The 24,376-nt window shown below is 64.7% G+C and carries 26 protein-coding genes and 1 pseudogene; 13 read left to right on the forward strand and 14 right to left on the reverse strand.

Features of this window, described 5'->3' with window-relative positions; all coding sequences use genetic code 11:
- Positions 1–16: 16 nt before the first annotated feature.
- From ACP15W_RS14235 to rplU, 3 genes and pseudogenes are all read right to left on the reverse strand, one after another.
- Complete coding sequence (locus tag ACP15W_RS14235) at positions 17–562, reverse strand: GNAT family N-acetyltransferase (RefSeq protein ID WP_424933574.1); 546 nt, start codon at positions 560–562, stop codon at positions 17–19.
- Positions 563–751: 189 nt separating this feature from the next.
- Complete coding sequence (gene rpmA, locus ACP15W_RS14240; RefSeq protein WP_424933575.1) at positions 752–1,021, reverse strand: 50S ribosomal protein L27; 270 nt, start codon at positions 1,019–1,021, stop codon at positions 752–754.
- 18 nt (positions 1,022–1,039) lie between these two features.
- A pseudogene (gene rplU / locus ACP15W_RS14245) lies at positions 1,040–1,402 on the reverse strand (50S ribosomal protein L21); the annotation flags it as partial.
- 309 nt (positions 1,403–1,711) lie between these two features.
- On the opposite strand from rplU, the gene ACP15W_RS14250 reads away from it, so the two are divergent.
- The 9 genes from ACP15W_RS14250 (at position 1,712) to yihA (ending at position 11,453) form a co-directional block, all read left to right on the forward strand.
- Complete coding sequence (locus ACP15W_RS14250) at positions 1,712–2,332, forward strand: 50S ribosomal protein L25/general stress protein Ctc (protein WP_424933576.1); 621 nt, start codon at positions 1,712–1,714, stop codon at positions 2,330–2,332.
- 81 nt (positions 2,333–2,413) lie between these two features.
- Positions 2,414–3,118 (forward strand): aminoacyl-tRNA hydrolase, encoded by a 705-nt coding sequence (gene pth, locus ACP15W_RS14255; RefSeq protein ID WP_424933577.1) that lies wholly within the window; start codon positions 2,414–2,416, stop codon positions 3,116–3,118.
- Entirely contained in the window at positions 3,115–4,161 is a 1,047-nt protein-coding gene (locus ACP15W_RS14260) for a DUF2332 domain-containing protein (protein WP_424933578.1), read from the forward strand. The genes pth and ACP15W_RS14260 overlap by 4 nt, the downstream gene beginning before the upstream one ends.
- A 350-nt stretch (positions 4,162–4,511) precedes the next feature.
- Complete coding sequence (gene ttcA, locus ACP15W_RS14265) at positions 4,512–5,324, forward strand: tRNA 2-thiocytidine(32) synthetase TtcA (RefSeq protein ID WP_424933579.1); 813 nt, start codon at positions 4,512–4,514, stop codon at positions 5,322–5,324.
- Between the two features lie 183 nt (positions 5,325–5,507).
- The gene (locus tag ACP15W_RS14270; protein WP_424933580.1) at positions 5,508–7,505 is read left to right on the forward strand and encodes a putative bifunctional diguanylate cyclase/phosphodiesterase; all 1,998 of its coding nucleotides are present in this window, start codon (positions 5,508–5,510) and stop codon (positions 7,503–7,505) included.
- 63 nt (positions 7,506–7,568) lie between these two features.
- On the forward strand, positions 7,569–9,383 hold the full coding sequence (gene yidC, locus ACP15W_RS14275) for a membrane protein insertase YidC (protein ID WP_424933581.1): 1,815 nt from the start codon (positions 7,569–7,571) through the stop codon (positions 9,381–9,383).
- Positions 9,380–10,162 carry an MOSC domain-containing protein gene (locus tag ACP15W_RS14280; protein ID WP_424933582.1) on the forward strand — a complete coding sequence of 261 codons (783 nt, stop codon included), beginning with the start codon at positions 9,380–9,382 and terminating at the stop codon, positions 10,160–10,162. Before yidC ends, ACP15W_RS14280 begins: the two co-directional genes overlap by 4 nt.
- On the forward strand, positions 10,159–10,806 hold the full coding sequence (locus ACP15W_RS14285) for a CatB-related O-acetyltransferase (RefSeq protein WP_424933583.1): 648 nt from the start codon (positions 10,159–10,161) through the stop codon (positions 10,804–10,806). The genes ACP15W_RS14280 and ACP15W_RS14285 overlap by 4 nt, the downstream gene beginning before the upstream one ends.
- Positions 10,803–11,453, forward strand: coding sequence for a ribosome biogenesis GTP-binding protein YihA/YsxC (yihA, locus tag ACP15W_RS14290; protein WP_424933584.1), 651 nt, complete (start codon positions 10,803–10,805; stop codon positions 11,451–11,453). Before ACP15W_RS14285 ends, yihA begins: the two co-directional genes overlap by 4 nt.
- Positions 11,454–11,459: 6 nt before the next feature.
- Here the strand turns inward: yihA and ACP15W_RS14295 are convergent, their stop codons facing one another.
- Together ACP15W_RS14295 and ACP15W_RS14300 are read right to left on the reverse strand one after the other, a co-directional pair.
- Complete coding sequence (locus ACP15W_RS14295; protein ID WP_424933585.1) at positions 11,460–12,008, reverse strand: hypothetical protein; 549 nt, start codon at positions 12,006–12,008, stop codon at positions 11,460–11,462.
- A gap of 9 nt (positions 12,009–12,017) precedes the next feature.
- Positions 12,018–12,563, reverse strand: a complete 546-nt coding sequence (locus tag ACP15W_RS14300) for a hypothetical protein (RefSeq protein WP_424933586.1) — start codon at positions 12,561–12,563, stop codon at positions 12,018–12,020.
- A 292-nt stretch (positions 12,564–12,855) separates the two neighbouring features.
- Between ACP15W_RS14300 and argB the strand changes: the two genes are divergently transcribed.
- From argB to ACP15W_RS14320, 4 genes are all read left to right on the forward strand, one after another.
- Positions 12,856–13,770, forward strand: coding sequence for an acetylglutamate kinase (argB, locus tag ACP15W_RS14305; protein WP_424933587.1), 915 nt, complete (start codon positions 12,856–12,858; stop codon positions 13,768–13,770).
- A 35-nt stretch (positions 13,771–13,805) separates the two neighbouring features.
- Positions 13,806–14,600 (forward strand): sterol desaturase family protein, encoded by a 795-nt coding sequence (locus ACP15W_RS14310; RefSeq protein WP_424933588.1) that lies wholly within the window; start codon positions 13,806–13,808, stop codon positions 14,598–14,600.
- Between the two features lie 48 nt (positions 14,601–14,648).
- Complete coding sequence (locus ACP15W_RS14315; protein ID WP_424933589.1) at positions 14,649–15,161, forward strand: SixA phosphatase family protein; 513 nt, start codon at positions 14,649–14,651, stop codon at positions 15,159–15,161.
- A gap of 119 nt (positions 15,162–15,280) precedes the next feature.
- The gene (locus ACP15W_RS14320) at positions 15,281–16,060 is read left to right on the forward strand and encodes a transglutaminase-like domain-containing protein (RefSeq protein ID WP_424933590.1); all 780 of its coding nucleotides are present in this window, start codon (positions 15,281–15,283) and stop codon (positions 16,058–16,060) included.
- Positions 16,061–16,276: 216 nt separating this feature from the next.
- Here the strand turns inward: ACP15W_RS14320 and ACP15W_RS14325 are convergent, their stop codons facing one another.
- The 9 genes from ACP15W_RS14325 to ACP15W_RS14365 form a co-directional block, all read right to left on the reverse strand.
- Positions 16,277–17,080, reverse strand: a complete 804-nt coding sequence (locus ACP15W_RS14325) for an amino acid ABC transporter ATP-binding protein (RefSeq protein ID WP_424933591.1) — start codon at positions 17,078–17,080, stop codon at positions 16,277–16,279.
- Positions 17,081–17,092: 12 nt separating this feature from the next.
- Positions 17,093–18,394 carry an amino acid ABC transporter permease gene (locus ACP15W_RS14330; protein WP_424933592.1) on the reverse strand — a complete coding sequence of 434 codons (1,302 nt, stop codon included), beginning with the start codon at positions 18,392–18,394 and terminating at the stop codon, positions 17,093–17,095.
- A 1-nt stretch (position 18,395) separates the two neighbouring features.
- Positions 18,396–19,658, reverse strand: coding sequence for an amino acid ABC transporter permease (locus ACP15W_RS14335; RefSeq protein ID WP_424933593.1), 1,263 nt, complete (start codon positions 19,656–19,658; stop codon positions 18,396–18,398).
- A gap of 74 nt (positions 19,659–19,732) precedes the next feature.
- Entirely contained in the window at positions 19,733–20,749 is a 1,017-nt protein-coding gene (locus ACP15W_RS14340; protein ID WP_424933594.1) for an amino acid ABC transporter substrate-binding protein, read from the reverse strand.
- Positions 20,750–20,980: 231 nt separating this feature from the next.
- Entirely contained in the window at positions 20,981–21,685 is a 705-nt protein-coding gene (locus ACP15W_RS14345; RefSeq protein WP_424933595.1) for an ATP12 family chaperone protein, read from the reverse strand.
- A complete protein-coding gene (locus ACP15W_RS14350) occupies positions 21,682–22,365 on the reverse strand; it encodes an HAD-IA family hydrolase (protein WP_424933596.1) in 684 nt (227 codons plus the stop codon). The genes ACP15W_RS14345 and ACP15W_RS14350 overlap by 4 nt, the downstream gene beginning before the upstream one ends.
- Positions 22,362–23,405 carry an RluA family pseudouridine synthase gene (locus tag ACP15W_RS14355; RefSeq protein WP_424933597.1) on the reverse strand — a complete coding sequence of 348 codons (1,044 nt, stop codon included), beginning with the start codon at positions 23,403–23,405 and terminating at the stop codon, positions 22,362–22,364. Before ACP15W_RS14355 ends, ACP15W_RS14350 begins: the two co-directional genes overlap by 4 nt.
- Positions 23,402–23,788 (reverse strand): fluoride efflux transporter CrcB, encoded by a 387-nt coding sequence (crcB, locus tag ACP15W_RS14360; protein WP_424933598.1) that lies wholly within the window; start codon positions 23,786–23,788, stop codon positions 23,402–23,404. Before crcB ends, ACP15W_RS14355 begins: the two co-directional genes overlap by 4 nt.
- A gap of 110 nt (positions 23,789–23,898) precedes the next feature.
- Complete coding sequence (locus ACP15W_RS14365; RefSeq protein WP_424933599.1) at positions 23,899–24,342, reverse strand: BLUF domain-containing protein; 444 nt, start codon at positions 24,340–24,342, stop codon at positions 23,899–23,901.
- Positions 24,343–24,376 lie beyond the last annotated feature (34 nt).

The raw sequence follows: 24,376 nt of genomic DNA on the forward strand, positions 1-24,376 counted from the left end.
GCCGCCCGGCACCAACTCAGCCGGCGCGGCAATCCTTGCTGTAATCGAAAGTGGGCACGATTGCCCCGCGCGCGACCGAATGCGCCTCGCCCGGCCCGTCAAAGGTGAAACCGTTGCGCAGAAGCGGCTTGATCGCGGCCTCGTTGTCCTGGAAGACCTGCGCCGTGACGGTATCGATGCCCCAGTCCGGCGCCGCCGCGCAGATCGCGCGCACCGCCTCGGTGGCATAGCCCGTGCCCCAGAAGGCCGGCGCGACCCAGTAGGTGATGCCCGCGCGCCGGTCGCCCGAGGGCCGCAGCCGCACGATCCCCATGAAACCGCCCTGGCCGTCCTCACCCATGGTGATGGCCCAGATGTGCTCGCCGGTCTTGCCGCTCAGCACGCGCCGGATGAAGCTCTCCGCCTGGCCCGGCGGATAGGGATGCGGGATCAGCGTCGTCATCCGCGCCACGCGGGCATCGCTCGCGTAGAGCCCGAGAGGACCGGCATCGGCCGGCCGCAACGGACGCAGCCGCAGACGGTCGGATGCGATTTCATGTTCCATCACAATCTCTTCCAGCACGTCCTTACCCCTCCCCTGATGCAGATGACCCCCCGACAACGTTCGCACCGGGTCAGGTTCCCACTCCAAAGCTTTGGTATAGCACGAATTTCCCTACCAGACCACAAAAGCCCGACCAGCGTTCGCACCAAACGCAAAGGGGCCGACGCATCCCGCCGGCCCCATAAGCTCGATCCTGCGGGCTGGCCCTTACTCGGCAGCCTCGGCAGCCGGGAGCACCGAAATGAAGGTGCGGCCCTTGAAGCCCTTGTGGAAGGACACGCGGCCTTCCTCGACGGCGAAGATGGTGTGGTCGCGGCCCATGCCGACGCCCGTGCCCGGCCACCACTTGGTGCCGCGCTGACGTGCGAGAATGTTGCCCGGGATCACGGCTTCACCACCGAATTTCTTGATGCCGAGACGGCGCCCTGCGCTGTCGCGACCGTTGCGGGACGAACCGCCTGCCTTCTTGTGTGCCATGGAGCCCTCTCCTTATTCCGCTTCGGACGTCTCGGGTGCCGCTTCGGCCTGCGCAGCCTTCGCACCACCACCGGTCACGATGTCGGTGATCCGCACACGCGTCAGATACTGACGGTGTCCCCGCTTGCGCTGCGAGGAGTGCTTGCGCCGACGCTTCACGAACTTGATGACCTTCTCGCCACGGAACTGCTCGACCACCTCGGCCTTGACAGCAGCACCTTCCACGAGCGGCGCACCGATGGTCAGGCTATCGCCGCCCACCATGAGCACCTGGTCGAATTCCACGGCCTCACCGGCATCGGCTGCCAGCTTCTCGACCGTCACGATATCGCCGGCTGCAACCTTGTATTGCTTGCCTCCGGTTTTCACCACCGCGAACATACGCGTGTTCCTTCTCTCTTTGCCGCGTCCTGTGGCCCCGGTCTCCCGGCGTTGATGCGAAGGCCCCGCCTCCGCGCCTGCAAACTGCGCGCTTCGTTCAAGCGAAATCTCCCGCACACCCCTTTGAGTGCCGGGAGCGCGCCTTATGACCAAGCGCCCCGACAGAGTCAAGTGCAGGCGCGGGCGCAGGCAGGGCCCAATTGCAGATTCCGCTTCCCTTCCCGCCCCAATTCGGCTAAGCGCGCGGCTCCGGCGGGCCTACACCCTTGGAGGAAGCCTGCCGCATGTCAATTTATGGAGACCAGGCCAATGGCTGAGACACCCGTTCTCGACGCCACGGCGCGCACCGAAAGCGGCAAGGGGGCCGCTCGCAGGGCACGTCAGGCGGGACTTGTTCCCGGCGTCATCTACGGCGGCGGCACCGATCCGCAGTCGATCAACGTGAAGCATAACGAGCTGCTCAAGCGGCTCAAGGCGGGCAAGTTCCTGTCGACCCTTCTCAACGTGAAGGTCGACGGCAAGGACAACCGCGTGATCTGCCGCGCCGTCCAGCGCGACGTGCTGCGCGACCTGCCGACCCATGTGGACTTCCTGCGTCTCACCGAGCGCACCCGGATCAACCTCCACATCCCCGTCGAGTTCATCAACCACGCAGCCGCTCCCGGCATCAAGCGCGGTGGCGTTCTCACCGTCGTCCGCCAGGAAGTCGAACTCGTCGTGACCGCCGGAAACATCCCGGACCACGTCACCGTCGACCTGACCGGCCTCGACATCAACGACACGATCCACATCTCGAACGTCGACCTGCCCAAGGGCGTGCGTCCGACGATCGACCGTGACTTCGTGATCGCGAACATCCAGGCACCGTCCGGCCTCAAGTCGTCCGAGGGCGATGCGGACGAAGACGGAGGCGAGGCCGCAGAAGAGTAAATTCTGCACTCTCGCTTTGCCAATTGATGACGCGCTGCGGTATAAACCTCGGCGCGTCTTTCGTTTCTGGAGGTTCGTTTCGTGAAGCTCTTTGCAGGTCTCGGCAATCCCGGCGAGAAATACGCCCGAAACCGGCACAATGTCGGCTTCATGGCTGTGGAAGCGATCGCCGAGGCCCACGGATTCGGGCCATGGCGCGCGAAATTCTCGGGCCAGCTCGCGGAAGGTCGCCTGGGCACCGAGAAAATCCTTCTCCTCAAGCCCGACACCTTCATGAACCGCTCCGGCGACAGCGTTCAGGCGGCAGCGGCCTTCTACAAGCTCGCCCCCGAAGACATCACCGTCTTTCACGACGAACTCGATCTCGGCCCCGGCAAGCTGCGGGTGAAATCCGGCGGCGGCCATGCAGGCCACAACGGGTTGCGCTCGATTGCAGGGCATCTCGGCCCGGATTTTCGGCGCGTGCGGATCGGGATCGGCCACCCGGGCAACAAGAAGCTGGTCTCGAACTACGTTCTAGGCGATTTCGCCAAGTTCGAACACGACTGGCTCGAACCGCTCCTCGAAGGCATCGCCGAGGGCGCCCCGGCGCTTGCCACCGGCGACACCTCCGCCTTCATGAACGCGGTCAGCCGGCGAACCGCGCCTGCAAAACCCGAGCGCAAGCCGAAGGAGGCCACCCGGCCCGCGGCAGCGCCACCGAAGCCCAAGGCGCCTGCCCCCGAGGAAGAACCCGCTAACGACACCCAGAGCCTTCTGCGCAAGCTTGCGGAGAAGTTCCGTTGACGGCGCGCCAGGCCTTCATCGTCCAGGCCGAATCCTGCGATCGTCTCGGATCGCCCTTCACCGCGCGCGTCTGCCGCATCGTCGCCGAGCGCCTCGAGGCCGACAGCGACGTGGCCCGTCGCATTCTGGCGTGGAAGGGGGATCCGTCGAAGCGATCCGATGCCCTGCCCCTGAGGTTCACGGCCGCGCTGCACGGTCTTGTTCTCGAGGAACGCGCGCCCGAACTTGCGGCGCTTTACCCGCCCAACCACGAGAACATCACGGACGATGCCCTGTGGGACGCCATATGCGGCACCATTGATCGGTTTCCGCGCTACATTCTCAACCGGCTGTCCTGGCCGCCGCAGACCAATGAATGCATGCGCAGCGCGGCCCTCTGCCCCGGTTTCCTCACCATCGCGGACCGGATCGGCCTGCCGCTTGTGACCTCCGAGCTTGGCGCGAGCGCCGGCCTCAACCTGATCTGGGACCGGTATTCCTACCGCTTCGGCGACGCGGAATGGGGACCGAAGACCGCACCTGTCACCATTGCACCGGAATGGAGCGGCCCGCCGCCGCCGCTCGTCGATGCCAAGGTGCTCGAACGCGCCGGATGTGATCACGTCCCCACCGATCTGCGCGAGCCGCCCGACAGGCTGCGCATGCAGTCCTACATCTGGGCGGATCAGGTCGAGCGCATGGAGCGGATCAATGCCGCCATGGACCTGACCCGTGACACCGGCATCCAGATCATCACCCGCGACGCCCTCGACTGGCTGACGGACCGGCTGGCGCTCCGCCTCCAAGGCTCGGTCCATGTCGTCTATCACAGCGTCTTCTGGCAGTATCTCAACCGTTTCGCCAAGGTGAGCGCGGTCGAACTGCTGTCCGAGGCCGGCAACCGCGCCACACCCGAAGCGCCTCTCGCGTGGCTCAGGTTCGAAGGCGATGGCCGCGATCCCGGTGGCGCCATCCTCCTCACCCTCTGGCCGGGCGGCGAAACGCACCGGCTTGGCCGGGCCGATTATCACGGCCGCTGGGTGGACTGGACCGGCTGGGAATAGCGCCCGCCCCCCGGAGTGGCGTCTTCCAGTTCCCCTGCTTCGTATGAGCCTGCATCGCGGGCAAGGGTCGCCTGCGGGAAATGCCCGGATCACCGCAAGGCCGCAGCGAAGCGGAGGACGGCGCAGCCGTTGAACCGGCAGACCCGAAGGCTACCGCCCGCGCCTGGATGCAGGCGGCGAAGCGGGCGGAATGCCCCCTGCTTTGGTGATTGCGGAGCGAAAGACCGACCTTTTCACTTGCCATACGTTTTCCATATCGATTCCATACCGTTTCCATACGGGCCGTTTCCGCTCCCCCCCGCGCAGCGTGTGCTTGCCCAAGGCAGGGCTTGTCCTGTAAGGCCCTCCCCATGCTCGACGAGAACGAAATCCACCCCCTGTTTCATGGCGCGCCCACCACGACGGCGTTCAAGAAACTGCGCAAGCGGATCGTGCGCCAGACCCGCGAAGCCATCGAAACCTATGGCATGGTCCGCCGGGGTGAGCGCTGGCTTGTCTGCCTTTCGGGCGGCAAGGACAGCTACACGCTCCTCGCCGTTCTCGCGGAACTGCAATGGCGCGGGCTCCTGCCGGTGGATATCCTCGCCTGCAACCTCGACCAGGGCCAGCCCGGTTTTCCGGCCACCGTCTTGCCGCAATTCCTTGAAAACATGGGCGTTCCGCACCGCATCGAGTATCAGGACACCTATTCCATCGTCACCGACAAGGTGCCTGAGGCCAAGACCTACTGCGCGCTCTGTTCCCGGCTCCGGCGTGGCCATCTCTACCGGATCGCCCGCGAAGAGGGCTGCCAGGCCATCGTGCTCGGCCACCACCGCGACGACATCATCGAGACCTTCCTGCTCAACCTCTTCCACGGCGGAAAGCTCGCGGCAATGCCACCGAAACTGCTGAACGACGAAGGCGATGTCTACGTAATGCGTCCGCTTGCCCATGTCGCGGAAGCCGATTGCGAGAAGTTCGCCCGCTCGATGAATTACCCCATCATTCCGTGCAATCTCTGCGGCAGCCAGGACGGTCTTCAAAGGTTGCAGATCAAACGCATGGTGGATGAGTGGGAGACCCGCTCCCCCGGTCGCCGGCAGATCATTTTCCGCGCGCTCACCCAGGCGAACCCGAGCCACCTTCTCGATCCGAATCTCTTCGATTTCAGCGCGTTATAGGTCCTGGCGCTACCCTCAAGAGATGCACGCAGGATTTAGCTAAAATTTTCGGCGATTTCTTCCCTCGCATCGACGCGGGGTTAACGAATGGCTCGCGGAAAATGCGCTACGCTCATCTCCATGACGTCGCAAGCGAATTCCCCTCCGGGCCTCGCACCGGACCGGCAGTTTCAACGAGTCACCATGGTCCTCGTGACCGTGTGCCTCGCGGCGTTCCTCTTGTCCCACCTCGCGATCGGCCGCGCACTCTACAACCAGCAGCAAGCCAACGAGATGGCGCTGGCCAGCGCCAACGAGGCCGCCGCCGCGCGCACCGTGATCACGACGATTGACCGGCTCGTCCTCGTCGCGGACGGTTCCGAAAGCCGAAAGACCCGCACGCGGCTTGCCTGGGATGTCGAGCGGCTCGCGACCACGGAAGACCGCCGCCGGGAAATGCTGAACAGGGAGGAGATCGGCGGTACGGGCGCCTTTCTCGGCTTTGGCTCCGAGCCCCCGATGCCCGGCGACGCCGAACTGTCTGTGGCCATAGATGCGGTCGTGACGCAGGGTCTCGACCTCGCCCGGATAGACCCGCCCAGCCTCGAGGCCGCCCAGGCCCTATCCGGCAGGATCGAGAACGAGATCCTCCCCGCCCTTGACCTCATTGCCGTCACCGATCGGGCCCATGCGGACCTGCGGCATCGAAGCAGCCTCTGGACCGTCGGAGTTTCAATCGCGACACAGCTCACAGCCCTGGGCTGCGTCTTCCTGATGGTGATCCGACCGGCCCGCCGCAGCATCCGCGAATGGGTCGCCAAGTCCTACGAAAACGAACGCGAAAACCGGTTCCGGCTCCTGCACGATCCGCTGACCGGAATGCCCAACGGGGCCTACCTGCACGCCTATATCTCCCGGCTCGTCGCCGGTGAGGAGCGCCGCGGCACGCAAACGGCGGTGCTGCGGATCGATTTCGACCGCTTCAAGGTCCTGCGCGAGACGCTCGGGACGCGCGTGATCGAGGAGGTGCTCCGTATCGCGGCACGCCGCATCCAGCAGACCCTCCGTGCCGGCGATTTCGCCGCCTATCTCGGCAATGACGACTTCGTCGTGGTGACCGGTGAACTGGCCGATGGCCACTCGGTCGCCACCATCGCGCAGAGATTGCAGGCCGTGCTCACGAAACCCTTCTCGGTCCGGGGTGGCGCGAAGCAGCTCAGCTGCAGCATCGGCATCACGCTCATGTCTGACGACGAAGCCGACCCCGACCTGATCCTCGCCAATGCCGCCATCGCGCTCAGCGAGGCCCAGGCCGAGAATGCGGGGCTGATTCGCTACTTCAACCCCGAACAGCGCGAAGAGGTGAAACGGCGCGAAACGCTCTACGCCGAACTCGTCCACGGCCTCGAACATGGCGAGATCATCGCCTTCTTCCAGCCGCAGATCGACCTCACGAACAACACGCTCGCAGGCTTCGAGGCACTGGTGCGCTGGGAACACCCTCGCGATGGCCTCCTCACGCCTGCCGCCTTCCTCGATCTCGCCGAGCAGACCGACCTGACCGAGCGCCTCGGAGAGGTCGTGCTCACCCGCTCCCTCGAAGCGCTCACCGCCTGGGACGCCGCGGGCATTCCGGTGCCCAAGGTGGGGGTCAACTTCGCCCTCGCCCAGCTGCGCAACCCGCGCCTGATCGAGAAGATCAAATGGGACACCGAGCGGTTCGATGTCGATCCCGACAGGCTCTCCATCGAAGTGCTCGAAACGGTGCTCATCAAGAGCGATGCCGATATGGTGGTGCGCAACCTGCGCGGCCTCGCCTCGGCGGGCTTCATGATCGAACTGGACGATTTCGGCACCGGGCACGCGTCGATCTCGAACCTCAGACGCTTCATGGTTAACCGCATCAAGATCGACCGCAGCTTCGTGCTCGGCATCGAGACCTCGAGCGAGCAGCAACAGCTCACCTCCTCCATGATCGCCATGGCCCGCGCGCTCGGCATCTCCACCCTCGCCGAAGGCATCGAAACCCAGGAAGCGCAGGACATGCTGAAGCAGCTGGGGTGCGATTTCGGCCAGGGCTACAAGATCGCCAAGCCGATGTCCCTCGAGGCGACCTTCGACTGGCTCCGCTCCCATTGCGAAGCGGCCCAGCCGGAGGAGGAACCGGACAACTCCGCTTTCCTCGATCCGAATATACCTTGACGTTTCGCGCCTGCACCTGTTGAACCCCAGTCGGAATTCTAAGATCTGACCGGAGCCGTTCACATGGACGACCAGAACAGAAACCTGATCCTGGCGACCGCGCTCAGCTTCGCAGTCATCCTCGTCTGGTTTTTGCTTTTCCCGCCGCCCGAGCAGGCGCCCCAGCCTGCCCCGACCGAAACGGTCCAGACCGCCGACGGGATCACGACGCCTGCCGCCGAAGGGGGCGAAACCGCGCCCCAGATCGGGGCCTCGGAAACCGTGAGCCGGGCGGCTGCACTTGAGCGCGCGCCGCGCGTTCCGATCGAGACGAACAAGCTCACCGGCTCGCTCTCCCTGACCGGTGGCCGCATCGACGACCTGAGCTTTCTCGACTATCACGTTACGATAGAACAGAATTCTCCGGACGTGACGCTCTTCTCGCCCGCCGGCGCGAATGACGCTTACTATGCGCTCTACGGCTGGGCGCCGGGCGGCGGACTGTCCTTCGACGCCGTTCCAGGCCCGACGACCGAATGGGAAGTCGAGGAGGGCGACCTTCTGAGCGAAGACAGCCCCGTCACGCTGGTCTGGGACAATGGCCAGGGCCTCATCTTCCGCCGCGTGATCTCGGTCGATGACGAATACATGTTCACCATGACCCAGTCGGTGGAGAACACCACCGGCTCGGAAGTGCGCGTCGCCCCCTACGGCATCATTGCCCGGCACGGAATCCCGCAGAACCTGAAGAACTTCTACATTCTTCACGAGGGCGTCATCGAAATGGCCGATGGCGAGCTTTCCGAGATCGATTACGACGATGTCGAGGATTTCGCCGTCGATCCGGCCGAGCGCGCCGCCGCCGAGCGCAAGCAGATCGAAGCCAACGGCTGGATCGGCTTCACCGACCACTACTGGATGTCGACGCTGGTTCCCTCGCCCGGACAGGCCTTCACCGCCGTCACGAAATACACCCAGGCGACGAACACCTTCCAGACCGACATGCGCCTGCCGGTCCAGAGCGTCGCACCGGGCACGACCGTGGAGAGCAGCAGCTACCTCTTCGCCGGGCCCAAGGAATGGGAAGAGATCCGCTACTACCAGAACACGCTCGGGATCGACCGCTTCGTGGATTCGATCGACTGGGGCTGGTTCTTCTTCCTCACCAAGCCGATCTTCATCGCGCTGCACTACCTCAACAGCTGGCTCGGCAACATGGGCGTGGCGATCATCTGCCTGACGCTGCTCATCAAGGCCCTGCTCTTCCCGCTTGCCTACAAGTCCTACGTCTCCATGTCGAAGATGAAGCTGCTTCAGCCCGAGATGGAGAAGATCAAGGAAAGCGCCGGCGAGGACCGGATGAAGATGCAGCAGGAGGTCATGGCCCTCTACAAGCGCGAGAAGGTCAATCCGGCTGCAGGCTGTCTGCCGATCCTGTTGCAGATCCCGATCTTCTTCTCGCTCTACAAGGTGATCTTCGTCACGCTGGAACTGCGTCACGCGCCGTTCTTCGGCTGGATCCAGGACCTCAGCGCGCCTGACCCGACCTCGATCCTGAACCTCTTCGGCCTGCTGCCCTGGGGTGCTCCGGACGCAACCAGCTTCTTCGCCATCATCTCCATCGGTGTCTGGCCGGTCCTCATGGGTGCTTCCATGTGGCTCCAGATGAAGTTGAACCCGGCGCCCACGGACAAGACCCAGGCGATGATCTTCAACTGGATGCCCTGGATCTTCATGTTCATGCTGGGCCAGTTCGCCTCCGGCCTCGTGATCTACTGGGTGTTCAACAACATCATCACCTTCACCCAGCAGTATATCATCATGCGCAGCCAGGGCGTGAAGCCGGACATCCTCGGCAACATCCTGCCTCACAAGAAGAAAGAGGCTGATCAGCCGTGAACGAGGCCGCCGCCGTGATCCGGGCCCATGTCGCCAGTCTCTGGCGGCACCCGATCAAGGCCCACGGCGTCGAGGCCGTGCAGTCGTCCCGCTTCGAGGCGGGACAGACCATGCCGTGGGACAGGATCTGGGCCATCGCGCACGAAGCCTCGAAAGTGGCGACCGATGAAGCTGTCGGCTGGGTGAATTGCAACAACTTCAGCCGCGGTGCCAAATCGCCCGGTCTCATGGCGATCCGCGCCGAAACGGATGAAAGCGAACGCCGCATCCGGCTCACTCACCCGGATGCCGAACCGATAGAGATCTGCCCCGACAATGCGGAGGACGCAGCGCGCCTGATCGCCTGGGTCACGCCCTTGTCCAACCCCGGCCGGGCGCTCCCCAGGGCCGTGGTCCGCACAAGGGACGCGGGCATGACCGACAGTTCCTTCCCGTCCGTGGCGATTCTCAACCAGGCAAGCCTGCGCGCGCTCGAGGCAAAGGCCGGGCGCCGGCTCTCGGAGGAACGGTTTCGCGGCAATATCTGGCTCGACGGGCTGGAGACCTGGGCGGAGTTCGATCTCGTGGGCAAGGAGATCCGCATCGGAAGCGCGACGTTCCTCGTGCGCGAGCCGATCACCCGCTGCATGGCCACCGCCGCGAACCCCGACACTGGCAAGATCGACGTGGACACGCTCGGGCTGCTCGACCAGGATTTCGGCCATTCCGAATTCGGTGTCTACGCGCAGGTGACCGAAAGCGGCGAGGTTGCGGTTCACGACACCGCGGTCCTGGCATGACCGGCCCCTCCCCCGACACGCTTCATCCCATGCCCGGCTTTCCGCGCGTGGTCTTCCTGCGCCCCCTTGCCGAAGGGCTTGCGAATGTCGATGTGGGCGAGTTCAGCTATTACGACGATCCGGATGATGCCACGGAGTTCTTCGAAAAGAACGTCCTCCACCACTACGACTTCATCGGGGACCGTCTCGTCATAGGCCGCTTCGTCGCCATCGCCACCGGCGTGAAGATCTTCATGAACGGCGGCACCCACGCGATGACCGGCTTTTCCACATTCCCCTTCAACATTTTCGGCCACGGCTGGGAGCAGGGCTTCGATCCCGCCACATGGGAAGCCGGCTACAAGGGCGACACGGTGATCGGCGCGGACAGCTGGATCGGCACCGAAGCGGTGCTGATGCCCGGTGTCACCATCGGCCCCGGCGCCATCATCGCCGCGCGCAGCGTCGTCACGCAGGACGTGCCGCCCTATGCGGTGGTTGCAGGAAACCCGGCCCGCGTCGTCCGCCGCCGCTTTGACGAAACCACCATCGACCGCCTTTGCGAGATAGCCTGGTGGGACTGGCCGATCGCCAAGATCACCGCCAGCCTCGACGCGATTCGCGGCGCCGACCTGCCCGCACTGGAAAGAGCAGCCCTGACATGAAGATGTCCTTCACCATCGCCCCGGAACCGGACCAGTTCGCATCGGAGACCGGGCGCAAGCTCTTCGCCGGCCCCTGCGATTTCCTCAAGGGTGTCGTCGCTATGGACGGCCTGCCCGCGCCAGACCGCCTCGAGGTCTGCTTCGCGGGCCGCTCGAATGTCGGCAAGTCCAGCCTCATCAACGCGCTCACGGGCCGCAAGGCACTGGCGCGGGCCTCCAACACCCCCGGTCGCACCCAGGAAATCAACTTCTTCGAACTCGGCGAAACGCATTACCTCGTGGACCTGCCCGGCTATGGCTTCGCGGAAGCGCCAAAACCCGTGGTCGAGAAATGGCAGGCGCTGCTGAAGGCGTATCTCTCCGGGCGCGCGACGCTGCGCCGTGCCTTCGTGCTGGTCGATGCGCGCCACGGCATCAAGGCCGTTGATACCGAGATCATGGAACTGCTCGATCGCTCGGCCGTCACCTTCCAGGTCGTGCTCACCAAGGCCGACAAGCCGAAGGCGGGCGAGTTGGACAAGGTCATCGAAGCAACGAAGACGAAGCTCGCCAGGCACGTCGCCGCCTACCCCGAAATCATCGTCACCTCGTCCCAGACCGGATCGGGCCTGGCCACCCTGCGCGCAACCGTCGCAGGCATGGCCTGACCGGCGTCAATACTTCCTGTCGGACACATAGGGGCTGACGAAACCCGCCTGCCGCGCCACGTCGACGGCCTGCTCCATGGCACCTTCGCTGGAAAACGGTCCGATATAGATCCGCCGTCCGACACCCTGCGCGCCGATGCTGCGTGTCCTGTAGCCGAGCGAGGCGAAGAACTGCGAGACCTGCGCCTGGGTGGAGAAGCCATCCACGATCCCGGCGTGAACCGCGGCCCCGCGCACAGGCGCGCCGGAGTTCCGGATCTCGAAGGGCTGGAGCGCCTCGGCTTTCGTGTCGAGCCCCGCAATATCGTGCTGCCGCGTGATGCAACCGCTGGTGATGAGCCGCTGCCCGGTCCGGTCCACCGTCGAACCCGGCGTCAGCTGCTGGCGCCCCGAAGGCCCGGCATTCCGCAACGCCTTGTCATACTGCCGGTAGGCCTCCCGGCAGGTGGCAGGGTCCCCGAATTCCTGCGGCGGTGCCCCGGCGCAGGCGGCAAGCATGAGACCGACCGCCCCCACGAGACAGGTGGCGGTCAGCGTCTTCTGGTATCGCGACATCTCGGCTCCTCAGGGCCGCATGTAAGGCCCATACGTAATGACATAGGGCCAGTTGAACCCGGCCTGACGCGCAAGTGCGAGGGCGGAATCGCGGCCTCCCGCAGTCGTGAAGGCCCCGATATAGATCCGCCGCCCCAGTCCGGGCTGACCGACCGACAGCGTCTTGATGCCCCGGCTCTCGAAGAATTCGCGCGCATTCGCGTCGGCCGCCATGTCTGTCACCGCGCCCACATGGATCGTGACCGGATCGATGGCCGCGCCGGAATTCTCGATCCCCGGCGCCTCCTCCGCCAACCGCAGATCGTCAGGCCGCGTCAGGCACTTGTACTGCTGCAGGGCGGCGATATGGGTGCGGAGCGTGGGCGGTATCGTCGCATTGTCCCGAACCCCGGTCGGGGTCGACATCAGCTGCTTCGCGAAATCGAGGCGCTGGTAGAGCCCGACGCAATAATCGCTGCCCGCGTTCGCGCCGGGCTCCTGGGAGACCGGCTGCGGCGCGCAGGCCGTGACCGCCAGCCCGACGGCCAGCATCGCCCCCGTGATCCTCACACCCATTCTCTCCTCCCAGTTTCAGGTCCTGCCCCGGATCGGGGCCCGGCTCAGCGTGCCCCCGGTGCGTGCGCGGGTGCCGGAACCAGGGTCGGGGCCACGGGCTTCGCCGCCGGCACAGGAACGGGTTCCACCCTCACCGGACCGGGCGGCGGTGCGCAGGCTCCAAGAACCAGGGTCGCCGCGATCAATGCGAGACATGTTGGCTTGCTCATCTCTTGCCTCCGTTTTTCTGTGACTGTATCCCCGAACATCCAGAGCGCAAGTCACAGAGCGTCGCAAGCTGCCGGAGACCGCCATGAAGACCGACAAAGTGAAGAAGTCGCCCGGCCGCGAGCGCGAGAATTTCCTCGCCGCCCAGACGCTTTCCGAAGCCCTGCCCTACCTGCAGCGCTACGACGGCTCGACCATTCTCATCAAGTTCGGCGGCCACGCCATGGGGGACGCGGAGGCGATGAAGCGCTTCGCCCGCGACGTCGTCCTGATGAAGCAGTGCAACGTCCACCCCGTCATCGTGCATGGCGGCGGACCGATGATCAACGAGATGCTCGAGCGGCTCAAGATCCCGTCCGAGTTCATCGACGGCAAACGCGTGAGCAATGCCGAGGTGGTCGAGGTCGTCGAGATGGTCCTCGCGGGCCGGATCAACAAGGCCATCGTCCAGGCCATCAATGCCGAAGGCGGCCAGGCCGTGGGGCTCTCGGGCAAGGACGCCCATCTGATGATCTGCGAGAAGGACCTCAAGACCGTCATGCGCGACGGGGTGGAAACGGTCGTGGATCTCGGCTTCGTCGGCAGGCCGGTGGAGATCAACCCCGACCTGCTGCTGGGCTTCGTCGGCTCCGATTTCATCCCCGTGGTTGCGCCCGTGGGCATGGGCCGCAAGGGCGAGACCTTCAACGTCAATGGCGACACCGCCGCGGGTGCGATCGCGGCGGCCATGGAAGCCGACCGCCTGCTCCTGCTCACCGATGTCGATGGCGTGAAGAACGAAGCCGGCGAGGTCATCAGCGAGATCACCGCGCAGGAGGTCCGCGACATGACATTGAGCGGCGTGATCTCGGGCGGCATGATCCCCAAGACCCAGACCGCGCTCGATGCCATCGAGGGCGGTGTGAATGCCGTGGTCATTCTCAATGGCCGCAAGGACCACGCGGTCCTGCTCGAGCTCTTCACCGAGGACGGAGCCGGAACCCTCATCGTCCGAAAGTGATTTGATCTCGCTCGGCAAACCGCCAATTTCACCTCATGGAAAATGAGGCTCTGATCCGGCTCGGGGTGTTCCTGGCCCTCTTCACCCTGCTGGCCGCGGTCGAAACCCTGTTGCCGCGCCGCGCCCGAAGCCAGCCGCGCCGCGCGCGCTGGTTCACCAACTGGAGCATCGTCATCGCCGATGGCCTCACACTGCGGCTCGTGGCGATCGCGATCCCCCTCCTCGCGGTCGGAGCTGCGATTGACGCGGAGGCGCGCGGCTGGGGGCTCTTCAACGCCCTCGCCTGGCCACCCGTGGTCGAAGTCGTGATCTCGATCCTGCTGCTCGATCTGCTGATCTGGGCGCAGCACCTCGTCACCCACAAGGTTCCGCTGCTCTGGCGGCTGCATCGCGTGCACCATGCCGATCTCGACATCGACGTCACAACGGCCGTACGTTTCCACCCCGTGGAGATCGCCCTCTCCATGGGCCTCAAGATCGGGGCCGTCTACGTCCTCGGCCCCCCCGCGCTGGCCGTGATCCTGTTCGAGATCCTCCTCAACGGCATGGCAATGTTCAACCACGCCAACCTCGCGCTCTCACCCCGCGTGGACGCGCTCCTGCGCAAGGTCGTGGTGACACCGGACATGCACCGCGTCCACCACTCCATCCACCGCGACGAGCACGATAACAACTACGGCTTTTCGCTCTCGATCTGGGACCGCCTCTTCGGCACCTACCGCGCCCAGCCCCGCAACGGCCATCTCGGCATGGAAACCGGCCTTTCATGGCGTGACGACCGCCCCAGCCGCCTCGGGTGGAGCCTCCTTCTGCCCTTTCGCCGCGACTGAAGCGCAATCGGGCTTTTCAAGCGGGCGTGATCGTGAGAGGGAGGTGACATGAAACGCCTGATCCTGATGCGCCATGCCAAGTCCAGCTGGTCCGACCCCGGACAGGCCGACATCGAGCGGCCGCTGAACAAGCGCGGCCGCCGGAATGCACCGGCCATCGGAAAATGGCTGGCGCGGGAAGGATACCTGCCACAGTTGGCGCTTGTCTCCAGCGCCCTTCGCACCCGCGAAACTTGGGACGGTGTCAGCGGCGAGGTGCCCGCCTGCCCCGCGGAGTTCCAGAGCGCACTCTACCACGCATCCTCGACCACGATGCGGTCGAGCCTGCGCGGCGCGTCAGACCCCGATTGCGTCCTCATGCTGGGCCACCAGCCGGGTATCGGCGATTTTGCCCGCCGCTTGCTTGCGGAAACCCCACGCAACAGCGAGTTCGACCGCTATCCGACCTCGGCCGTCTCGGTGATCGACTTCGAGTGCAGCGCGTGGCGAGAGATCGGCTGGGGAACGGGACGGCTCACGGCCTTCATCGTGCCCAAATTACTGGAAGACGCGCCCGACTGAACCGGAACTTCCACGCCCCTTGCGGCATTGCAACATGGACCTGAACCGGCGCATCACCCGGCGGAGCCCGCCTCCGTTCTCGGGTGTGCCGGCCACATAACATTTGCGAAAGGCAGATCGTGCAACTTCAGATCGAGACCACACTCGAATACAAGCTCGGGCCCGGCCCGACCACCATCCTCCTCCAGATCGAGGCGGCCAGCCTCCCCGAACAGACGGTTCTGACAAGCGAGCTGACCGTGCCCGACGCGCTCAGCGAAACCCGGGTTCCCGCCGAAGAGGCGGTGGGCGAGCGGTCCTGGATCGAAGCGGGGGAAACCTTCAATGCCACCTACACGGCGAAGGTCGACCTCAACCGGACCGCAGCGGATCTGGCGCAGTTCGAGGCGCCGCACCTTCCCGACCTGCCCGGCGAGATCGTCAAATACCTGATGCCTTCGCGCTATTGCGTGCCCAGCCGCTTCGTCAAGATCCTCGAACAGAACTTCGAGGGCCTGTCGGGCGGCGCGCTCATTGCGGCCTGCCGCGACTGGATCGAGGAACACCTCGATTACGTGCCGGGCGTGAGCGACGAGAACACGATGGCCTCAGACACCTATCTCGCCCGCCAGGGCATCTGCCGCGACTATGCCCATGTTCTGATCGCGCTGGCCCGCGCCGCCGACATCCCGGCCCGGTTCGCCAGCGTCTACGCGCCCTCGGTCGAGCCGCCGGATTTCCATGCGGTGGCCGAAGTCTACCTCGGCGGCGCGTGGCACCTCGTCGATCCGACCGGCATGGCGCAGGCAGACGAAATGGCGGTGATCGGCGTGGGGCGCGATGCGGCGGATGTGGCCTTCATGAACATCCATGGCATGTCCGAACTCGTGTCGCAGAATGTCTCGGTCAAGCGCGCCTGACCCGTCCAAACATCACGCGCGGGGGCCGGCCCCGCGCCTGGACATCGAAGGATTTCATATAAGCAGAAGTCCTATCGAGCAGGTGGGATCAAGATCCTTGGATCTTGATCCGGGCCCCGCCAACAGGCGGGGGAAAATGCAATGCGGCCAAAGGGCCGCACCATTTGCTTCAAACCACCAGGGCACATGCGCCGGCCCCGGCTCCTTCAACCCGGGCTAATGCCCGAGGATCTGGCTCAGGAAAAGCTTCGTCCTGTCCGATTGCGGATTGTTGAAGAAGGGCTCGGGCGCATTCTGTTCGACGATCTGCCCGGCATCCATGAAGATCACACGGTTGGCGACCTGCCGCGCGAAGCCCATCTCGTGGGTCACGCAGAGCATGGTCATGCCCTCTTCCGCCAGTTCGATCATCGTCTCGAGCACTTCCTTGATCATCTCCGGATCGAGCGCCGAGGTCGGCTCGTCGAAAAGCATGATCTTGGGCTTCATGCAAAGCGAGCGCGCAATGGCCACGCGCTGTTGCTGCCCCCCCGAAAGCTGGCCGGGATACTTGTTGGCCTGTTCGGGGATCTTCACCTTCTCGAGGTAATGCATCGCCGTTTCCTCGGCCTCTTTCCGGGGTACCTTGCGGACCCAGATCGGCGCCAGCGTGCAGTTCTCCAGGATCGTGAGATGCGGGAAAAGGTTGAAGTGCTGGAAGCACATGCCAACCTCGGAGCGGATCTTGTCGATGTTCTTCAGATCCGAGGTGAGCTCGGTCCCGTCAACGACGATCTTGCCCTTCTGGTGCTCTTCCAGACGGTTGATGCAGCGGATCAGCGTCGACTTGCCCGACCCCGACGGACCGCAGATCACGATGCGTTCGCCCCGATACACCGTCAGGTCGATATCGCGCAGCACGTGAAACTGGCCATACCACTTGTTCATGCCCGAGATCTCGATGGCGATCTCGTCCGAAACCGTCATCTGGTTTCGGTCAACCTCCCGATCTACGGTTATCTCATGGGCGGGTTCGGTCATGGATCGGGCTCCTCAGCGGTGGCCGGTCTGAAGCCTGCGCTCCAGATGCATCGAATAGCGGGACATGGAAAAGCAGAACACGAAGAAGAGCAAGGCAATGAAACCGTAAAGCTCCCACACGATTCCGTTCCAGTCCTGATCGGCCAGAATGGATTTCGTCAGTCCCAGCGGATCGAGCAGACCGATGATCGAAACAAGCGTCGTGTCCTTGAAGACGCCGATGAAGGTCGAGACGATACCGGGGATCGAGATCTTCAGCGCCTGCGGCATGATGATCAGCCGCTGCGCCTTCCAGTAGTCGAGGCCCAGCGAATCCGCCGCCTCGTACTGCCCGCGCGGCAATGCGGCAAGCCCGCCACGGATCACCTCCGCCATGTAGGCCGAGGCAAAGAGCGTCACCATGATGATCACGCGCAGGATGATGTCGAAATTGGTGCCCGGTGGCATGAAGATGTTGAGCAGCGTGGAGGCGACGAAAAGCAGCGTGATGAGCGGCACGCCGCGGATGAACTCGATGAAACCGATGGCGAGGCCGCGGACGATCAGCAGGTCCGACTGACGCCCGAGCGCCAGGAGAATACCAAGCGGCAGCGACGCGCCGATGGCGACCACCCCGATGGTGATCGAGAGCATGAACCCGCCGAAGGCCCGGCTCTGGACCGCATCCAGCCCCAGTGGCACGATCGACTGGAGACCTGAAGCCACCGGGCCGGCGAGAAAGAGCCACCACGCCACCGCGGCCAGCACGCAGGCGATGGTTCCCGCCAGCGTTCCGAAACGAGACCCGACCGCGTTCAGCGCAAGGTATCCGATTACGAAACCCGCCAGCGCCGCAAGCGGCAGCCAGATCGACCCGCCCCAGAGCAGGAAGGCGCCAATGAACGGATAGAAGGGCGAGAAATACCGCAAGCCACGCGGCACGGAGGAAAACAGCACCGGCGCCAGCGCCACGAAAAGCAGCACCAGCGCGAGGATCGGCCGCCAGTAATACTCGCTGGGATAGAAGCCGAAGAGCATCTGCGGGTAACGCTCGCGGATCACCCCCCAGCAGGCTCCATGCGCGTCCGGGCCGAGCCTTGCGGCAATGATCTCGCGGCATTCCCTCAGCGATGTGGCACCCCACGTATCCTGCAACGACCAGGCGAGCACCTCCGAGCCGATGGCATAGATCACATAGAGCGAAACCAGTGTCAGGATGATGTCGCGCGGCCCGGAGAACAGGTTCGCACGCATCCAGCCGAACAGCCCAACGGCGCTGGCGGGCGGTTCCTGTTCCGGAACCATCTCAGTGCGGACGTAGCTCAGATCCTGCATCTCAACGCTCCTTGAGCTTTACGGAACTGTTGTAGAGGTTCATGACGCCCGAGATCGACAGCGAGATCAGCAGGTAGACCAGCATCCCCATCATCACCGTCTCGAGCTCGCGCCCGGTCTGGTTCAGCGTGATCCCCATCAGCGTCCCGGTCAGATCCATGTAGCCCACGGCAATCGCAAGCGAGGAGTTCTTCGTCAGGTTGAGGTATTGCGAGATCAGCGGCGGCACGATCACCCGCAAGGCCTGGGGCAGGACGACCAGCTTCATGATCCGGTCGGGCCTCAGGCCGAGCGCGGCCGCGGCCTCCGATTGGCCCTTCGATACCGCGAGAATGCCTGCACGCACGATCTCGGCGATGAAGGCGGCCGTGTAGAGCGAGAGCGCAAGCCAGAGGGCGATCAGCGAATTGCGCAGATGGATGCCGCCCTGGAAATTGAATCCCTTGAGCGCCGGATAGCCGAGATGAAATCCGAGCGCGATCAGCACCGCAGCCAGAGGCACGACCACAAGACCGAGACGAAGATACCAGGTCACGGGGCGTTCCCCGGTCCGGTTCTGGATCGCATCGGCGCGCCGGCGCACGAGGCGCGCGGCATAGAGCCCCGCACCGAGCACCGCGAGAATGGCCAGAAGATCGAGGCTCACCTCGAAAAGCCCGCCGAACACGGGGATGTCGCCCAGGCTGCGGCTGAAGAGCGGCTCGGGGACGTAGACACCGCGGTTGGTGATCGCGACACTGTCGCTCAGCAGCATGGACGCCGTTGCATCCTCACCGCGAAACGCGCGTGGCGCGGGCAGCGTCTCGATCAGGATCGCCATGGTAAAGACGATCCAGAGCAGAACCGGCACGTTGCGGAACATCTCGACATAGATCGACATGAGGCGGGCGACGAGCCAGTTGCTCGAAAGCCGCGCGACACCGACCATCACCCCGACAATCGTGGCGGCGATGCAGCCGAGAATGGCGATTAGAAGCGTGTTGAGCAGCCCGATGAAGGCGGCGCGCCAGTGGCTATCCTGGGAGTCGTATTCCAGAAGCCGCTGGTTGATGTCGTAGCCGGCCGATTCCCACAGGAAACCGAAGGCGATCGGCTTGCCCAGTGCGCTGAGGTTCTCGATCGTGTTCGAGACGAGCCAGCCGAAAAGGACGAGAAACCCGATCAGCGCGATGATCTGGATCGTCACGGACCGGTAGCGGGAATCGTAGATGAGCATGCTGGGGCGGAATGCGCCCGCCGCGGGCATCTCGTCGGTTGTCGTCATCGGGGGGCCCTCGCAGGACGAATGGGCGCGGGAAGGCCGAGGCGCAAAGCCGCTGCCTCCCGCGCCCGTTCAGATCAACGGAAGGGCGGAGCGTAGAGCAGGCCGCCGTCGATCCACTGCGCGTTCAGGCCGCGCGCCAGACCGACCTCTGTGCCTTCTCCTATCGTCGAGTCGAAGAGCTCGCCGTAGTTGCCGACAGCCATGATGACGTTCTTGGCCCAGTCGGCCTCGAGGCCGAGCATCGCGCCGAGCTGATCCTCGGTGCCGAGCAGACGGTTGATCTCCGGGCTCTCGGTGCCCTCGGCCATCTGTTCGACATTCTCCGAGGTGACGCCGAGCTCTTCCGCCGCGATCATCGCATTGAGCGTCCAGCGGGCGATATCGGCCCACTGATCGTCGCCCTGGCGCACGAGCGGTCCGAGCGGCTCCTTGGAGATGATCTCGGGCAGGATCATGTGATCCCCCGGCGAGGCGAAGCTCGCACGCACGGCAGCAAGGCCGGAGGCATCGGTGGTGTAGGTGTCGCAGGCGCCCGAGAGATACTGCTGCTGTGCCTCGTTGCTGGTCTCGATCGGCACCGGCTCGTAGCTCATGCCGTTCTTGCGGAAGAAGTCGGCGAGGTTGAGCTCGGTCGTGGTGCCGGTCTGGATGCAGACGGTCGCCCCGTCGAGATCCATGGCCGACTCGACCCCAAGTTCCTTGGGAACGATGAAGCCCTGACCGTCGTAGTAGTTCACACCCGCGAAAGTGAACTTCAGGTCCACGTCGCGTGTGTAGGTCCAGGTGGTGTTGCGCGAGAGCACGTCGATCTCGCCCGAGGCCAGCGAGGTGAAGCGCGTCTTGCCGGTGAGCGAGACGAACTCGATCGCCTCCGGATCACCCAGAACCGCAGCGGCCATCGCCCGGCAGTAACCGACGTCGAAACCTTCCCAGTAGCCGTTTTCGTCCGGAGCCGCGAAACCCACCAGACCGGTGTTCACACCACAGATCAGCGTGCCGCGTTCCTTCACGTCGTCAAGCGTTGCAGCCCCTGCCGCACCGCCAACCATCACGGCCGCGATTGCGCTTGCCGAAAGCAGAAGTTTCTTCATCCGTCACCCTATGTGCACGCGGACGCCCCCAGTGAGCGCCCTCTTTTCTTGTGTAAACATACCACGTTTCGAGGCGAAGTTCACATCGGGCGTAAAGGTTCAGGCAATTGTGACTCAGGTCAAGCAAGATCTTTTTCGATCACCCGCCAATTATTCACTCAAAGTTAATAATTGATGCAAATTCGTGCGGATGCCCTTATTTTTGGCACTCTGGAATACCAGTAGACCAGTTCAGCCCCGCACGAGCTGGAGGAAACGCTCCGCCCGCAGGAAGGCTTCCCACTTCCGGCGCGCAAGTGCCTCCGCTTCCGCATCCTCGCCCCACTGCTCGATCTGCCAGAGTTCGTCGAGCCGCGAGAGCACCCAGGCGCTGTCCGCATCGATGGCGTCCCTCGCCACGGCAAGCCCGAGCACGAGCGATCCCGAAAGCGTCACGAGATCGTGGATGCCTGTCAGTTCGAACGGGTCGAGCGCCTCGAGTGCGCCGCGCAGGGCTATGAGGCTCTCGGCAGGCTGCGGCTGGTGCATCACGCCCACCACCGCATGGAGGGGGGCGGAAAGCTCCCGCCGCGACCAGTCGAGCCACGGGTCCCAGGCCTCGCTCTGACGCGCCTGCAACGCCTCGGGCCCATCGGCCCGGTAGCAGAGCAGGTCGGTCTCGCCATAGGCCGCGAGCATGTCGACCACCGGGTCGCGCCGGGCCGAAACGCGATCGATCGCGGTGTTCGCCGCGCGGGTGAACGGCAGGGTATCGGGCTGGATTTCCCCCTCGATGCCGGACCACTCCTCCGCGATGGCCTCCGCCAGGGCCCGCGTCGGCACGGACAGCGCATTCTGCTCGGGCGTGCGCAGCGGCCTGCCGTCGAGGAACACCCCCTGGCCCGCGTCCTGCGGCGCCACGCTCACCTCTTTCCAGAACCGCTTGCGCCCGATCATCCGACAGCCTTCCAGAGCATCGCGAGCGAGCCGGGAAGCTCGCTGTAGGAATCGATGATGACATCCGCGCCCGCCGCCGCGAGCCGTTCGCGCGGGTGATAGCCCCAGCTGACTCCGACGGTCCGTGCCCCGGCCTCGCGCGCCATCACCATGTCGAACTCGGTATCGCCCACCATCACCGTCTGCTCCGGCGCGCAGCCCGCCTCGCGCATCGCCTCGAGCACCATCGAGGGATGCGGCTTGGAGGGATGGTTGTCCGCGGTCTGAAGCGTCATGAAGTATCCCGCAAGATCATGCACCGAAAAGACCCGGTCGAGGCCCCGCCGCGCCTTTCCGGTCGCGATCCCCATGGTGGTCCAGGGGTCGGCGGCCAGCGCATCGAGCGTCTCGATGACGCCGGGATAGAGCGGCATCGGCTTGTTGCCGTCCTCGGCCTTCATGCTCAGGAAACTGTGCTTGTAGAGCTCGGCCAGTTCCAGCGCCTGCGCCTCGCTCAGATACGGCGCCAGCGTCATCATGGCCTCGGGCAGCGACAGGCCCACGATGGAAAGCACCGCCTCGCGCGTGGGCTGCGGGTGGCCAGCAAGCGTGAAGGCCGAAGACATCGCCGCGAGGATCTCCTGCTGGCTGTCGATGATGGTGCCATCCATGTCGAAGATGACAAGTCGGGGTATGCTCATTCTTCCGCCTCAAAAGGATCGTCCGGGGCCATGGACGGCGTCCAGCCGAACAGGTCCCAGGTCCGGTTCATGTGCTCCGGGAGTTTCGCCTCGATCCGGATCGTCTTGCCGGTGACAGGATGCCGGAACGTCAGGCTCCGGGCATGCAGATGCAGCTTGCGACTGACCTGCCCGCCAAGCTGCGCGCCCCATCCCGAGCCGAGATTTTCCTGCGCATTGGTGCCGTATTTGCCGTCGCCCACGATCGGATTGCCGATCTCGGCCATATGCGCGCGCAACTGGTGTGTCCGCCCCGTGACAGGCACGAGCGCGACCCAGGCCGCCCGCTGGGCGGCCGCATCGATGATCGTGTAGTCCGTCACCGCGCGCTTCGCCCCCTCGAACGCCTTGACCTCGTCGGGATGGATGCAGAGCATCTTCTCGCCCGCACCGCCCGGACCATGCCCCGGCGCCTTCACCAGCGCGTAGCGGATCGTGCCGGCCCGGGGCGAGGGCACGCCCGCCACCACGGCCCAGTAGATCTTGCGCGTCTCGCGGGCCCGGAAAGCGGCGGTCAGCCCCGCCGCGACCCGGCCCGTGCGCGCCAGCAGGAGAACGCCGGATGTGTCCTTGTCGAGCCGATGCACCAGCTTCGGCTTCTCGTCCCGCTCGAACTTGAGCGCCTCCGCCAGCCCGTCAACATGCCGCGACTGCCCCGATCCGCCCTGAACCGCGAGACCGGCGGGCTTGTTGAGCGCCAGGATGTGCTCATCACGATAGATCACCGTCGCGCGGATCTCGTCTGCGTCCCTTGCGGAGATCTTCGGGGCCTCGGCCTTCACTGGTGCCGGCGCCTCGGGCAAAGGCGGAATGCGCACCACCTGCCCGGCTTCCAGCCGCGTGGCGGCCTTCACCCGCCCGCCATCGACGCGCAATTCGCCCTTGCGGCACATGCGCTCGATCCGCGCCTGCGTGACATGCGGATGCAACCGGCGCAGCCAGCGGTCGAGCCTCTGATCCGCATCGTCTTCCGAAACACTGACCTGCTGCACACCGCTCATGAGACGATCCACCCCTTGAGCAGCACCAGCGGAAGCACGAAAGCGCCCACCGCCAGGATCACCGAACCGATGATGTAGGCCGCGGCCAGATCCGCCCGTCCGCGCTCGAACAGGAGCACGGTCTCGAGCGAGAAGGCCGAGAACGTCGTGAAACCACCAAGCACACCCGTCATGAAGAAGGGCGCGAGATGGTTCAGTCCCAGCTCGGTCCGCCGCAGGATGAAGACGAGCGCGACCCCCATGATCAGGGACCCGATCACGTTCACGCTCAAGGTGCCGAAGGGAAACCCCGCGCCCAGCCTGCGCGTGATCGCGCCCGCAAGGAGGTACCGGCAGGTCGCGCCGATTGCGCCGCCCAAAGCAACCTGAAGTGCGATTGGCATCGTGCCTGCCCCGGTTTGTGGAAAGATGGCCCTCAGAGCCACAGGATAGCGGCCAATGTCAAGGAGCCGACAGGGGAACGGCACTTGCGCGGACGCCAGGTGCGGCGGATCTAGAGCCGGAAAAGGATCGCCGGGCCGGTTCGGGTCCGGTGGCCGCCCTGGCGCGTCCCCGCGCCCGGCCGCATCTCGAAGACATTGCCGGTCCTGCCCCGCATGTTGCGGTTCCGGCCTGCGCAGCCGTTGAATCCGAAGGTCCGCCAATTCCTGAACCGGCGCTCCTCGATCGGGCCGAAGCTTTCGATCTCGATGCTTTCATGCCTGGGATCGGCGAGGATACGGGCCGCGAGCGGCAGGAGCAGCGATCTCGGTCCCTCTATGTCCTGCCGGAACTGCCCGTTGAGCAGATGCAGCTCACCGGTCAGATCATTGTCGCGGTTATGCGCGCTCGATTGCCGCTCGACGCGCGCAAGCGCGGCCCCCGGCACATTCCCCTTCACCTGCGAAGTGAAACTCAGCCGAAGCAGAACCGTATCGCGTCCAAGAGTGCTGGCCATAGAAAAATTCGCCCGAGTTCATGATCCAGACTGC

This window comes from Amaricoccus macauensis (genome assembly GCF_049800915.1).
In the GTDB taxonomy this organism is placed as follows: domain Bacteria; phylum Pseudomonadota; class Alphaproteobacteria; order Rhodobacterales; family Rhodobacteraceae; genus Amaricoccus; species Amaricoccus macauensis_A.

Bases quoted from the DNA above. Each gene is read 5' to 3' on its own strand.
- ACP15W_RS14345 (WP_424933595.1), bottom strand. From the start codon at position 21,685: ATGATCGGGCGCAAGCGGTTCTGGAAAGAGGTGAGCGTGGCGCCGCAG.
- ACP15W_RS14315 (WP_424933589.1), top strand. From the start codon at position 14,649: ATGAAACGCCTGATCCTGATGCGCCATGCCAAGTCCAGCTGGTCCGAC.
- ACP15W_RS14365 (WP_424933599.1), bottom strand. From the start codon at position 24,342: ATGGCCAGCACTCTTGGACGCGATACGGTTCTGCTTCGGCTGAGTTTC.
- ACP15W_RS14330 (WP_424933592.1), bottom strand. From the start codon at position 18,394: ATGCAGGATCTGAGCTACGTCCGCACTGAGATGGTTCCGGAACAGGAA.
- crcB (WP_424933598.1), bottom strand. From the start codon at position 23,788: ATGCCAATCGCACTTCAGGTTGCTTTGGGCGGCGCAATCGGCGCGACC.
- rpmA (WP_424933575.1), bottom strand. From the start codon at position 1,021: ATGGCACACAAGAAGGCAGGCGGTTCGTCCCGCAACGGTCGCGACAGC.
- ACP15W_RS14310 (WP_424933588.1), top strand. From the start codon at position 13,806: ATGGAAAATGAGGCTCTGATCCGGCTCGGGGTGTTCCTGGCCCTCTTC.
- ACP15W_RS14270 (WP_424933580.1), top strand. From the start codon at position 5,508: ATGGTCCTCGTGACCGTGTGCCTCGCGGCGTTCCTCTTGTCCCACCTC.
- ACP15W_RS14300 (WP_424933586.1), bottom strand. From the start codon at position 12,563: ATGGGTGTGAGGATCACGGGGGCGATGCTGGCCGTCGGGCTGGCGGTC.
- yidC (WP_424933581.1), top strand. From the start codon at position 7,569: ATGGACGACCAGAACAGAAACCTGATCCTGGCGACCGCGCTCAGCTTC.
- ACP15W_RS14335 (WP_424933593.1), bottom strand. From the start codon at position 19,658: ATGACGACAACCGACGAGATGCCCGCGGCGGGCGCATTCCGCCCCAGC.
- yihA (WP_424933584.1), top strand. From the start codon at position 10,803: ATGAAGATGTCCTTCACCATCGCCCCGGAACCGGACCAGTTCGCATCG.
- ACP15W_RS14295 (WP_424933585.1), bottom strand. From the start codon at position 12,008: ATGTCGCGATACCAGAAGACGCTGACCGCCACCTGTCTCGTGGGGGCG.
- ACP15W_RS14340 (WP_424933594.1), bottom strand. From the start codon at position 20,749: ATGAAGAAACTTCTGCTTTCGGCAAGCGCAATCGCGGCCGTGATGGTT.
- ttcA (WP_424933579.1), top strand. From the start codon at position 4,512: ATGCTCGACGAGAACGAAATCCACCCCCTGTTTCATGGCGCGCCCACC.
- ACP15W_RS14350 (WP_424933596.1), bottom strand. From the start codon at position 22,365: ATGAGCATACCCCGACTTGTCATCTTCGACATGGATGGCACCATCATC.
- ACP15W_RS14250 (WP_424933576.1), top strand. From the start codon at position 1,712: ATGGCTGAGACACCCGTTCTCGACGCCACGGCGCGCACCGAAAGCGGC.
- ACP15W_RS14355 (WP_424933597.1), bottom strand. From the start codon at position 23,405: ATGAGCGGTGTGCAGCAGGTCAGTGTTTCGGAAGACGATGCGGATCAG.
- ACP15W_RS14285 (WP_424933583.1), top strand. From the start codon at position 10,159: ATGACCGGCCCCTCCCCCGACACGCTTCATCCCATGCCCGGCTTTCCG.
- argB (WP_424933587.1), top strand. From the start codon at position 12,856: ATGAAGACCGACAAAGTGAAGAAGTCGCCCGGCCGCGAGCGCGAGAAT.
- ACP15W_RS14325 (WP_424933591.1), bottom strand. From the start codon at position 17,080: ATGACCGAACCCGCCCATGAGATAACCGTAGATCGGGAGGTTGACCGA.